The sequence below is a fragment of the Acidisphaera rubrifaciens HS-AP3 genome, assembly GCF_000964365.1.
Classification (GTDB): Bacteria; Pseudomonadota; Alphaproteobacteria; order Acetobacterales; family Acetobacteraceae; genus Acidisphaera; species Acidisphaera rubrifaciens.
In genome coordinates this window covers 1-12127 of record NZ_BANB01000091.1, presented here as the reverse complement: position 1 = coordinate 12127, position 12127 = coordinate 1, and the positions used below count along the sequence as shown (strand labels likewise).

11 protein-coding genes are annotated in these 12127 nt (G+C 69.1%); 2 read left to right on the top strand and 9 right to left on the bottom strand.

The features are described from left to right. Positions 1-29 precede the first annotated feature (29 nt). The 9 genes from B8460_RS03725 to urtA all read right to left on the bottom strand — a co-directional run bounded on the left by B8460_RS03725 (position 30) and on the right by urtA (position 8053). On the bottom strand, positions 30-614 hold the full coding sequence (locus B8460_RS03725) for a pyridoxamine 5'-phosphate oxidase family protein (protein WP_048860231.1): 585 nt from the start codon (positions 612-614) through the stop codon (positions 30-32). Positions 615-695: 81 nt separating this feature from the next. Further along, complete coding sequence (locus B8460_RS03720) at positions 696-1622, bottom strand: alpha/beta hydrolase (RefSeq protein WP_048860230.1); 927 nt, start codon at positions 1620-1622, stop codon at positions 696-698. 42 nt (positions 1623-1664) lie between these two features. Continuing rightward, positions 1665-1982 (bottom strand): FmdB family zinc ribbon protein, encoded by a 318-nt coding sequence (locus B8460_RS03715; protein ID WP_048860229.1) that lies wholly within the window; start codon positions 1980-1982, stop codon positions 1665-1667. Positions 1983-1989: 7 nt separating this feature from the next. Next, a complete protein-coding gene (fmdA, locus tag B8460_RS03710; RefSeq protein ID WP_048860228.1) occupies positions 1990-3219 on the bottom strand; it encodes a formamidase in 1230 nt (409 codons plus the stop codon). A gap of 39 nt (positions 3220-3258) precedes the next feature. Then, complete coding sequence (gene urtE / locus B8460_RS03705; protein ID WP_048860227.1) at positions 3259-3948, bottom strand: urea ABC transporter ATP-binding subunit UrtE; 690 nt, start codon at positions 3946-3948, stop codon at positions 3259-3261. Positions 3949-3963: 15 nt separating this feature from the next. Next, entirely contained in the window at positions 3964-4707 is a 744-nt protein-coding gene (gene urtD, locus B8460_RS03700) for an urea ABC transporter ATP-binding protein UrtD (RefSeq protein WP_048860226.1), read from the bottom strand. Then, on the bottom strand, positions 4704-5846 hold the full coding sequence (urtC, locus tag B8460_RS03695; protein ID WP_048860225.1) for an urea ABC transporter permease subunit UrtC: 1143 nt from the start codon (positions 5844-5846) through the stop codon (positions 4704-4706). Before urtC ends, urtD begins: the two co-directional genes overlap by 4 nt. Beyond that, positions 5846-6769, bottom strand: coding sequence for an urea ABC transporter permease subunit UrtB (gene urtB / locus B8460_RS03690; RefSeq protein ID WP_048860224.1), 924 nt, complete (start codon positions 6767-6769; stop codon positions 5846-5848). The genes urtC and urtB overlap by 1 nt, the downstream gene beginning before the upstream one ends. A gap of 18 nt (positions 6770-6787) precedes the next feature. Then, entirely contained in the window at positions 6788-8053 is a 1266-nt protein-coding gene (gene urtA / locus B8460_RS03685) for an urea ABC transporter substrate-binding protein (protein WP_373855642.1), read from the bottom strand. Between the two features lie 206 nt (positions 8054-8259). On the opposite strand from urtA, the gene B8460_RS03680 reads away from it, so the two are divergent. Together B8460_RS03680 and B8460_RS03675 are read left to right on the top strand one after the other, a co-directional pair. Next, positions 8260-11637, top strand: a complete 3378-nt coding sequence (locus tag B8460_RS03680) for a hybrid sensor histidine kinase/response regulator (protein WP_048860223.1) — start codon at positions 8260-8262, stop codon at positions 11635-11637. Beyond that, a partial coding sequence (locus B8460_RS03675; RefSeq protein WP_048860222.1) for a response regulator occupies positions 11634-12127 on the top strand: 494 nt, incomplete at its 3' end. The genes B8460_RS03680 and B8460_RS03675, both read left to right, overlap by 4 nt.

Below are 12127 nucleotides of genomic sequence, written 5' to 3'. Positions count from 1 at the left end.
GGCGTCGGTGGACGGCGGATCGGCGGCCGTCACGGCGCGAGCCAGGTGGCGTGCGGCTCACGACCGGTCCACTCGAAGCGCGCGCGGCGATGGCCGTCGGCGGACAGCCAGAGCCACTCAACCGCTTCGACGCCGATCGCGACGACGACGAAATTGTCCCGCCCCGCCGACGCGTCGTCCGGGCCGGGCAGCGGCGCATCGACCGGCGTGCCGGGCGCGGGTTCGATCGCGTAGCACAGCCGGCTCTGCGCGCGGCACGACGACCATGCGGCATCGGCGACGGCATCGCCGCGATGCAGGGCGGCGCGTCCCGTCAGGCGCAGCTGCACGCGGGCGGCGGCGTCGTAGGCGTGCAGCGCGACGCGGGGTTCGACGCCGATGTCGGCGGCCTTGGCGCTGCGTGCGTCGGTGTAAACGGACAGCCGGCGCAGCGTCGGGTCGAAGGCGCGCAGGATGACGGTCCGCAGGGACGGCGCGCCATCGGGACCGACCGTCGCGAGCGTCGGCGTGTGGAACGGGCTGCGTGGGTCAGCGACGCCGCGCGCGAGCAGGCGGAAGGCCTCGCGCCGGCATTCGTCCAGGTTGTCGGCATGGCCGGGGCGTATGCGGTTCATCACGCGAAGCTTGGGACGGCGCGCGCCGGCGCAAGCGTGGCCTGGACGGGCGAACCGACGGGCGGGCGGGCGCGGGCGACGTCAGGCGGCCGAGCGTGTATCCCGCGCGTCGCCCGCGTCGGCGGCCGCGGCCAGCAGAAACGCGGCGGCCTCGTCGAGAGAGCGTGCGGCCTCCGGCACGAAGCCCTGGGCGAGCTGCCAGACATGCGGCAGCACCGGCCAGACGCCGAGCGTGACGGCGACACCCGCCGCCCGCGCCCGGTCGGCCAGCCGGCGGCTGTCGTCGAGCAGCACCTCGCGCGCGCCGGCATGGATCAGCAGCGGCGGCAGGCCCGCGAGGTCCGCATAGAGCGGGGAGGCGAGCGGCGCATAGGGGTCGGCGCCGCCGAGATAGGCCTCCGGCCCGCGCCGGATGATGGCGCCGGTGAACATCGCGTCCCAGCGCGTGTTGCTCTCGATCGTCCCGCCCGTCACGGCGAGGTCGGTCCAGGGCGAAAACAGGGCGGCCGCCGCCGGCAGCCCCTCGCCCGCGTCGCGCAGCATCAGCATCATCGCGAGCGCGAGGCCGCCGCCGGCCGAATCCCCGCCGGTAACGATTCGGCCCACCCGCTCCGGCGCGTCGCGCAGCCCGCGATAGGCCGCCGCCGCGTCCTGCACCGCCGCCGGGTAGGGATTCTCCGGCGCCAACCGGTAGTCGGGCGCGAACACGCGCAGCCCGCGTCGCGCATAGGCCATGGTGATCGGCCGGTGCGTGGCGGGCGAGCAGGCGATGTAGCCGCCGCCATGCAGATACAGGAGCGTCGCGCGCGCCGGCACGTCGTCCGCCGCGACCCATTCGCCGGACACGCCGCCCAGCGTGCCGGGCGTCACGGTGATGCCGCGCGGCGGCTTCAGGCGCGGCGGGCCGAGGGCGCGGCGGACGTCCTCGACCTCCGTCACGCGGCCCAGCTTGCGCTTGACGTGCCAGCGCATCATCGCGTCCAGCATGTGCGCCCGCAGGCTGGTCATGCCCCGCCCCCGCCGTCCGTCATGCGCGCGACCGACAGGCGTCTAGTGCCCGACCATCCAGGGCCGGCCGCCGACGGTGGATGCCTTCGGCGCGGACACGCTCTCGGCCGACAGGCGCCCCGGGCGGCAGCAGCCGCAGCCCGAGGCGTGCGACCGCCGCGGGGCGTTGGCGCTGCGCTCGTTGGTCGCGTGGGCGGTGCGCGCCGCGCCGTCCATCATGGCCATGGCCGGGACGGAGAAGATGGCGCGCGGCGCGAGGGCGCCGCAGCCCGGGCAGGGCTGCGGCTTGTCGTATTCCGCCATCGGCCGGCTGTCCTCGAACGGGCCGCAGGCGGCGCAGTCGTATTCGTAGGTCGGCATGCCCCGACTATAGATCGGGCGCGAGGGGCACGTCGATGCCCGACGGCACGGACTTCGTCGGCCCGGCGTTACTCGGGTTGATGTCGAAGTCGAAGATCTCCGTCGGCAGCCACAGCGTCGCGCAGCTGTTGGGGATGTCGACCACGCCGCTGATATGCCCCTGCACCGGCGCGGTGCCGAGGATGGCGTAGGCCTGCGCCCCCGAGTAGCCGAACTTCTTCAAATACTCGATCGCGTTCAGGCAGGCCTGCTGATAGGCGACGTTGACGTCGAGGTAGTACTGCTTGCCGGCGTCGTCGACCGAGATGCCCTCGAAGATCAGGTAGTCGGTGTAGTTCGGCTTGATCGGGCTCGGCTTGAAGATCGGATTCTTGATGCCGTACTTGGCCATCCCGTCCTTCAGCACGTTGGCGCGCAGATGCAGCCAGCCGGGCATCTCGATCGCGCCGCAGAAGGTGATCTCGCCGTCGCCCTGGCTGAAATGCAGGTCGCCCATGGAAAGCCCGGCGCCCTTCACATAGACCGGGAAATAGACGCGGGCGCCGCGCGACAGGTCCTTGATGTCGCAGTTGCCGCCGTGTTCGCGCGGCGGCACGGTGCGTGCCCCGGTCGCGGCGGCGGCGGCCTTCGCGTCGCCCTTCAGCCGGCCCATATGGGCGGTCGAGGGGAACGGCGGGTTGGCGAGCGGCGGCACGCGGGTCGGGTTCTCGGCGATCAGGGCGTTCTCGCGCGTGTTCCACTTCTCCAGCAGCCGCGCGTCCGGCAGGCAGCCGATCAGGCCCGGATGGATCAGGCCCGCGAAGCTCACCCCCGGCACATGCCGCGAGGAGGTGAACATGCCGCTGATGTCCCAGATCGACTTCTGCGCCTGCGGGAAGTAGTCGGTCAGGAAGCCGCCGCCGTTCTTCTTCGAGAAGAAGCCGTTGAAGCCCCAGGAATTATGCGGAAAGGCGCCGACGTCGAGGATGTCGACCACCAGCAGGTCGCCCGGCTCCGCGCCCTCGACCTCGATCGGGCCGGACAGGAAATGCACGATCGACAGGTCGATGTCGCGCACGTCAGAGGCATCGTTGTTGTTCTTGATGAAGCCACCGGTCCAGTCATAGGTCTCGACGATGAACTCGTCGCCCGGCTTCACCTTGGCGACCATCGGGATGTCGGGGTGCCAGCGGTTGTGGATCATGTCGTTGTCATAGGGGGACTGCGACAGGTCCACCTTGATGATCGTGTCGGGCATCGTTTCCTCCGGTTCGACAGGAAAGGCGGGGGGCGGCGGTCAGACCGCCAGGTAGCGGGCGACCAGCTCGGCATCGATATCGGCGCGGCGGTCCTGATGGACGATCCGGCCGCCCTCGATGACCAGCACGCGGTCGGCGATGTCCAGCGCGAAGCTCAGCACCTGTTCCGAGCACAGGATGGACAGGTTCCGCTCGTCGCGGATGCGGCGCAAGGTGCGGGCCATCTCCTGGATGATGTTGGGCTGGATGCCCTCGGTCGGCTCGTCCAGGATCAGCAGCTTCGGCTCGGTCGCAAGCGCCCGGGCGATGGCGAGCTGCTGCTGCTGGCCGCCCGACAGGTTGCCACCGTAACGGCCGCGCATCTCCTGCAGCACCGGGAACAGCGTATAGATGTCGGCCGGCACCGCCTTGCGCTGGCGGACGAACAGCCCGGTCTCGATGTTCTCCTGCACCGTCATCGTGGAGAAGATCATGCGCCCCTGCGGGACATAAGCAAGACCGCGCGCGACCCTGGTGTGGCTGGGCAGCGCCGTGATGTCGGCGCCGTCGAACGTGACATGGCCGCCCCGGGTCGGCACCAGCCCCATCAGCGACTTCATGAGCGTGCTCTTGCCCATGCCGTTGCGGCCGACGACGGCGACGATCTCCGCCTGCCCCACCTCGAAGGTCAGGCCGTGCAGCGCCTCGCTCTGGCCGTAGGCCACGCGCAGATCGGTGACGGACAGCATGCGGCGCGCCCCTGTTCAGTGACCGAGATAGACGTCGACGACGCGCTGGTCCGCCTTCACGTGCGCGAGCGTGCCCTCGGAGAGGATCTTGCCCTGGTGCATGACGGTGACGCGGTGGGCGATGTCCTCGACGAAGCCCATGTCGTGTTCCACCACCAGCACGCTGCGGCCGGCGGTGATGGTGTGCAGCAGTTCGGCGGTCTTCTTGCGCTCGGCGACGCTCATGCCGGCCACCGGCTCGTCGAGCATCATCAGCGACGGCTGCTGGATCAGCAGCATGCCGATCTCCAGCCACTGCTTCTGTCCGTGGCTGAGGAACTCCGCGCGCCGTTGCAAGGCGTCGGCGAGGAAGATGGTCTTGGCCACCTCCTCCACCCGGTCGCGCACCTCCGCGTCGCGACGGAAGGCGAGCGCGCCGAACACGCCGCGGCCGCGCGGGAAGCTGATTTCCAGGTTCTCGAACACCGTCAGGTCGTCGTAGATGGACGGCGTCTGGAACTTCCGCCCGACGCCGCGGCGGACGATCTGATGCTCCTTGAGCGTGCGCAGCTCCTCGTTCTGGAACTTGATCGAGCCGGCGGACGCCTTCGTGCGGCCGCAGATCAGGTCGAGCACGGTGGTCTTGCCCGCGCCGTTCGGGCCGATGATGACGCGGATCTCGTTGCGGTCGACGTAGAATGTCAGGTCGTCCACCGCCCGGAAGCCGTCGAAGGACACGGTCAGTCCCTCCACGGCGAGCATGTAGTCGGTCTCGCTCATTGCGGCGCTCCCGCCTGTTCGGCAACGACTGGGGTGATGCCCGGCTGCCGCCGCCCGCCGGGCCCTTTCGGCAGTCGGTCGATGGCAAGGCGGAAGATACCGGCGAGGCCGTTGGGGAAGGCGAGCACCACGGCGATGAACAGCCCGCCCATGGCGAGCAGCCAGAGTTGCGGCAGGTCCTCGGAGAACGTCGTCTTCGCCCAGTTGACCAGCAGCGCGCCATAGACCGCGCCGAGCAGCGAGGTGCGCCCGCCGACGGCGCAGAAGATCACCATCTCGATCGACGGCACGATGCCGATCAGCGAGGGCGACATGAAGCCGACCTGCAGCGTGAACATCGCGCCGCCGATGCCGGCGACGGCCGCGGCGAAGCAGAAGGCGAAGATCTTGAAGTTGGCGACCTCGTAGCCGGAGAAGCGCACCCGGTCCTCGCGATCGCGCAGCGCACGGAGCAGGCGACCGAGCTTGGACATGCGCACCACGCGGGCGGCGAGGATGCAGAGGATCAGCGCGATGGCGCTGACGAAATACAGGATCGTCTTGGCATGGTCGGTGCGGATGTCCCAGCCCCACAGGGTGCGCAGGTCGGTGATGCCGTTGACGCCGCCGGTGTAGCCCTGCTGGCCGATGATCAGGATGGTCAGGATGGCCGCGATCGCCTGCGTGATGATGGCGAAATAGGTGCCGCCGACGCGCCGCTTGAACATCGCGACACCGATGACCAGCGCCAGCACGGTGGGCACCACGACCACGGCCGCGAGCGAGAAGGCGAGGCTGTGGAAGGGCTGCCAGAAAAAGGGCAGATGCGTGATCTGGTTCCAGTCCATGAAGTCCGGGATGCCGGGCGTGGACTGGATCTTCGTATTGGCGACCGACGATGCCTCCAGCTTGAGGAACATCGCCATGCAGTAGCCGCCGAGGCCGAAGAACACCCCCTGCCCCAGGCTCAGGATGCCCGCGTCGCCCCAGCAGATCACCAGGCCGAGAGTGACGAAGCCATAGGTGAGATACTTGCCGAACAGGTTGAGGCGGAACGGCTCCAGGATCGACGGCAGCACCACCAGGATGATGACGGAGAAGATGGCAAGCCACAGCAGCTCGCGCCGCTCCGGCGTGTTGAGGCGGGCAAGGAGGGACATCAGCGGCGCACCTTCAAGGTGAACAGACCCTGCGGACGGAGCATCAGGATGCCGACGACGGTGAGCAGCACCAGCACCTGCGCCATCGAGCCGGAGAGGAAGAACTCCAGCGTGGAGCGCGCCTGGCTGATGGTGAAGGCCGAGGCGATGGTACCGAGCAGGCTGGCCGCGCCGCCGAACACGACCACGAGGAACGTATCGACGATGTAGAGCTGCCCGGCCGTCGGGCTGGTCGAGCCGATCATGGTGAAGGCCGCCCCGGCGACGCCCGCGATGCCGCAGCCGATGCCGAAGGTGTAGCGGTCGATCCTGTCGGTATCGATGCCGACGGCGCCCGCCATCACGCGGTTGCCCGTCACGGCGCGGATCTGCTTGCCCCAGCGGCTGCGATAGATCAGCAGATAGACGCCGATCGTGATGATGACCGTCAGTCCCATCACGATCAGGCCGTTGATCGGAATCTGGATGGTATCGGTCGCCTGCAGCGCCCCCATCATCCAGGGCGGCAGCTCCACGCCCACCTCGCGCGCGCCGAAGATCGAGCGGTAGATCTGCTGCAGGATCAGCGACAGGCCCCAGGTCGCGAGCAGCGTATCGAGCGGACGCTTGTACAGATGCCGTATCAGCAACCATTCGACGACGATGCCGAGCAGGAAGCTGGCGCCGAACGCGAGCAGGACGGCGGCGAAGAAGTAGACCGGAAACAGCGCCGGCGCATAGGTCTGCACGACGTGCGAGCAGATATAGGTCATGTAGGCGCCGAGGATCAGGAACTCCCCGTGCGCCATGTTGATGACGCCCATCTGGCCGAAGATGATGGCCAGACCAAGGGCCATGAGCACGAACACCGAGAACAGGATCAATCCGGCGAAGCCCTGCATCGCCATGATCGAAACGAGGTCTGTCAGCGAATAGCCGCCCATGGCCCTGGCCCTTCCGTGTTACTGGTAGCCCTTCGGGAACGGATTGGGCTCCATCAGGCCCGGCGTCTCGTAGACGACGTCGTACTGCCCGTCGGTGCGGGCACGGCCGACACGGGTCTTGCTCCACAGATGATGGTTCTGGTGGATACGGACATAGCCCTCCGGCGCCCCCTTGAACTCGATGCCCGGACTTGCCGCCGCGATCTTGTCGATGTCGAAGCTCCCTGCCTTTTCGGCGGTCAGCTTCCACAGCCACGGGCCGAGATAGGCTGCCTGCGTCACGTCCCCGATGACGCTCTGCGCGCCCCACATCGCCTTGAAGGCAGGTACAAACTTCTCGTTGTTCGGGTTCTTGAGCGACTGGAAATACTTCATGCAGGCATAGGCGCCGGCGATGTTCTCGCCGCCGATGCCGAGGATCTCGTCCTCGGTGACGGAAATCGTCATCAGCGTCTGCTTGTGCAGGTCGATGCCGGCCGCCTTCAGCTGCTTGTAGAAGGCGACGTTGGAACCGCCGACGACGATCGCGTAGATGACGTCCGGCTTCTTCAGGCGGATCTTGTTGATGACCGTGTTGAACTGCGTGTGGCCGAGGGGATAGTATTCCTCGCCCACCACGCGGCTGTCCTTGAGGTGGTTCTCGATGTGCTTGCGGGCGATCTTGTTGGACGTGCGCGGCCAGATGTAGTCGGAGCCGAGGAGGTAGTAGGTCTTGGCCCCCTTTTCCTTCGACACCCAGTCAAGGCCGGCGAGGATCTGCTGCGTCGCTTCCTGTCCGGTGTAGATGACGTTCTTGCTCTCCTCCAGCCCTTCGTAGAACGTCGGGTAGTAGAGCATGCCGTTATACTGCTCGAACACCGGCAGCACCGCCTTGCGGCTGGCGGACGTCCAGCAGCCGAACACGGCGGCGCATTTGTCGCCGACCAGCAGCTTCTTCGCCTTCTCCGCGAAGGTCGGCCAGTCGGACGCCCCGTCCTCCTGGATGAACTTGATCTTGCGGCCCAGCACGCCGCCCTGCGCGTTGATCTGGGAGATCGCCAGCTTCTCCGCCTCGACCGAACCGGTCTCGCTGATCGCCATCGTGCCGGTGATCGAATGCAGGATGCCGACCGTCACCGTGTCGTCGGTGACCGCGAGGCCGGTGGTGTTCACCGCCGACGTGGCGGGGGCGGCGGCGCGGGCGATCGCTGGGACCAGCATCCCGGCGGGCGCCGCGGCCAGGCCCTTCAGCACGTTGCGCCGCTGCGTCAGCATCCGGCGCGAGCCGTCCGGTTGATCGGTCATGAGCCACCCCGCTGTTAATTCCGTGGGGAACAGTCTCGCGGTCGCGCTGGCCGGCGCGGAATACGTCAAATGACGTAGGCAGGCCCGGCGGGCGCCGCTTGACGCCGGTGGCCGCGGTCCGGATTGTTCCGCCGGGCGCCGAGCAATAACGGCGCCGATCCGGGGAGGGCGAGCCGCTGAAGCTGCCGGAGGGACGCGCCGCCACCATGTCCGCCCCCTTGCGTCCGCCGCTGCGCATCGCGCGGGTGCGGCGCGACTACAACCGCTGGGTAGCGAACCAGACGCTGGAGGATTACGCGCTCCGCTTCACGGCGAAGAGCGCGCGGCGGTGGTCTGCCTGGCGCGTCGCCAACACCGCGCTCGGCGCCGTCAGCTTCCTCGCGCTGGAGGCGATCGGCGGCACCATCACGGTCGGCTACGGCTTCACCAACGCGCTGGCGGCGATCGTCGCGGTCAGCGTGCTGATCTTCCTGGTAGGCGCACCGATCAGCTACTATGCCGCGCGCTACGGCGTCGATATCGACCTGCTGACGCGTGGCGCGGGGTTCGGCTATCTCGGCTCGACCTTCACCTCGCTGATCTACGCCGGCTTCACCTTCATCTTCTTCGCGATCGAGGCGGTGATCCTCGCCTCCGCCCTGTCGCTGACGTTCGGGATCCCGCCGCCGGTGGGCTATCTGCTGTGCGCCGTCGCGGTGGTGCCGCTGGTCACGCACGGGATCACCTTCATCAGCCGCTTCCAGCTTTGGACGCAGCCGTTGTGGATCGCGCTGCACGTGATCCCCTTCGTCGCCATCGGCCTGCATGGCGAGGGGACATGGGCGAACTGGACGGGCTATGCCGGGCTGTCCGGCACGCACGGCACGTTCCAGCTCACCGCCTTTGGGCTCGCCGCGTCGGTGGTGTTCTCGCTGATCGCGCAGATCGGCGAGCAGGTGGATTTCCTGCGCTTCATCCCGGTGCCCCCCGACGGGCGGCGGGGGGCGGGCTGGTGGTGCGCGGTGCTCGGCGGCGGCGCCGGCTGGATCATCCCCGGCGCGCTGAAGATGCTCGCCGGCTCCTTCCTCGCCTGTCTCGTGCTGCGGACCGGGCTGCCGGCGCCGGACGCGGTGCAGCCGACGCAGATGTATCGCGTCGCCTATACCTATCTGCTGCCGTCCGCCCCCCTCGCCTATGGCGTCGCCGCCTGTTTCATCGTGCTGTCGCAGCTGAAGATCAACGTCACCAACGCCTATGCGGGGTCGATCGCCTGGTCGAACTTCTTCTCCCGCCTGACGCACAGCCATCCGGGACGGGTCGTCTGGCTGGTGTTCAACATCGCGATCGCCCTGCTGCTGATGAATGTCGGCGTGTACGAGGCGATCGAGCACACGCTGGCGATCTATTCGGACATCGCGGCGGCTTGGGTCGGCGCCCTGGTGGCCGACCTGGTGGTCAACAAGCCGCTCGGCCTCAGCCCGCGTCACATCGAGTTCAAGCGCGCGCATCTCTATGACTTCAACCCGGTGGGCGTCGGCGCGATGGCGGCCGGCTGCGCGCTGTCGATCCTGCTGTCCCTGGACATGGTGGGGCCGCGGCTGCACGCCTTCGCACCGTTCCTGGGCTTCCTGCTCGCCTTCACCGTGGCACCCGCGATCGCCGCGGCGACACGCGGGCGCTACTACCTCGCGCGCAAGCCGCGGGCGCACTGGACGCAGCAAAGCACGCTGACCTGCGTGATCTGTGAACATCCGTTCGAGCCGGAGGACACCGCCTATTGCCCCGCCTATGCCGGGCCAATCTGTTCGCTGTGCTGCTCGCTGGACGCCCGCTGCCACGACAGCTGCAAGCCGCCGCGCACGCGGGGGGCCAACCAGATCGTGGCGCCCTTCGCCGCCCTGCTGCCGGCGGCGGCGCGGCGTCTGCTGGCCACCACGCTCGGGCGGTTCGCGCTGACCTACGCGCTGTTCCTGGTGACGATCACCATCCTGCTGCTCGCGATCTACGGGCCCACGGCCAGGGCGGTGCCGCAGGCGGCGCCGGTGATCGGCGTCGCCTTCGTCAAGGCGCTGATCGTCCTCGGGCTGATCGCGGGGGTCGCCGCGTGGCTGCTGGTGCTGGCGCTGGAGAGCCGCCGCGTGGCGCAGGAGGAGACGCGGCGGCAGACCGCGCTGCTGATGGCCGAGATACGCGCGCACCGCCGCACCGACGCCGCCCTCCAGCGTGCCAAGGAAGCGGCGGAGGCGGCCAACATCGCGAAAAGCCGCTTCGTCGTCGGCGTGAGCCACGAGCTGCGCACGCCGCTGAACGCCGTGCTCGGCTATGCGCAGCTGATCGAGAGCGATCCGGCGGTGCCGGAGCGCCGGCGCGACGGGCTGCGCGTCATCCGCCGCAGCGCCGAGCATCTGGCGGCGCTGGTGGAGGGGCTGCTCGACGTCTCGAAGATCGAGGCGGGGCGCATCGACCTGTATCGCGACGAGGTGCGGCTGCCGGAGCTGCTCGATCAGCTCGTCAACATGTTCCGCCTGCAGGCCGAGGGCCGGGGGGTGCGCTTCGTGTTCGAGCGGCCGGCGCACCTGCCGGAAGTCGTCTATACGGACGAACGCCGGCTGCGCCAGATCCTGATCAACCTGCTGTCCAACGCGATCAAGTTCACGCGTGAGGGACAGGTCACGTTCGCCGTCGCGTGGCGCGGCGAGCTCGCGACCTTCGCCATCACCGACACCGGGGTGGGCATCGCGGCGGCCGATCTGCAACGCGTGTTCGAACCGTTCCAGCGGATCGAGGCGCGCGGCGCGCCCGCCATCCCGGGCGTGGGCCTCGGCCTGACGATCACCAAGCTGCTGACCGAGATCATGGGCGGGCAGATCCTGGTGACCAGCGAGCCGGGGCGCGGCAGCCGGTTCCAGGTGAAGCTGATGCTGTCGGAAGTGGTGCGCCCGACCCGCCCGCCGCCGCGCGCCCCGTCGTGGCGCGGCTACGTGGGCCGGCGCCTGACCGTCGTCGCGGCGGACGACAACGACACGCATCGCGCGCTGATGCGCGACATCCTGCCGCCGCTCGGCTTCATCCTGCTGGAGGCGCGCGACGGCGCCGAATGTCTCGATCTCGCCGGACAGTTCCGGCCGGACCTGTTCCTGATAGACGTGTCGATGCCGGGCATGGACGGCTGGGCTGTGGCGCGGGCGCTGCGCGCGGCGGGGCACACGGACGCGCCGATCATCATCGTCTCGGCCAATGCCGGCGAGCTGCGCGCGCCGCGGCCCGGCGCGGCCCATAACGACGTGCTGGCCAAGCCGTTCCAGATTCCGGTGCTGCTCGACAAGATCGGCACCCTGCTGCGCCTCGTCTGGATCGCCGAGGACGACGCACCGGAGGACGCGCCGGACACCGCGGCGGCCCGGCGCGCGCTGGAACGGCGCCATGTCGAGGAGCTGCGCCGGCTGGGCGCGATCGGCTACATGCGGGGCATCCGCACGCGACTCGACGAGCTGGACGGCGAGCTGCCGGCGGCCCGCCCCTATCTCGCGCAGCTGCGCGCCTGCGTGGCGGAGTTCCGCATCGACGATTTCCTCGCGGCCCTCGACACGGCGGAGACGCGATGAACGCCGCGCAGCGCCGCGACATCGCGCTGGTGGTCGACGACAGTCCCGGCACGCTCGGCCTGCTCAACGACGCGCTGGAGGCGGAGGGGTATACCGTTCTGGTGGCGCAGTCGGGCGCATCCGCCCTCGACATCGCGGCCAAGGTCACGCCGGACATCGTGCTGATGGACGCGATCATGCCGGGGCTCGACGGATTCGAGACCTGCCGGCGGCTCAAGCGCATGCAGGCGCTGGCGGAGGTGCCGGTCGTGTTCATGACCGGCCTGTCGGAGACGGAACACGTGCTGCGGGCGCTGGAGGCCGGCGGCGTCGACTACGTGACGAAGCCGGTGGCGCCGCCGGAGATGCTGGCGCGCATACGGGTCCATCTCGCCAATGCCCGCCTCGCCGCCCGGGCGCGCGCGGCGCTCGACGTGGCGGGGCGGTTCCTGCTGGCGATCGGCCGCGACGGGGCGGTGCGCTGGGCGACGCCGCAGGCGGAGCGGCTGCT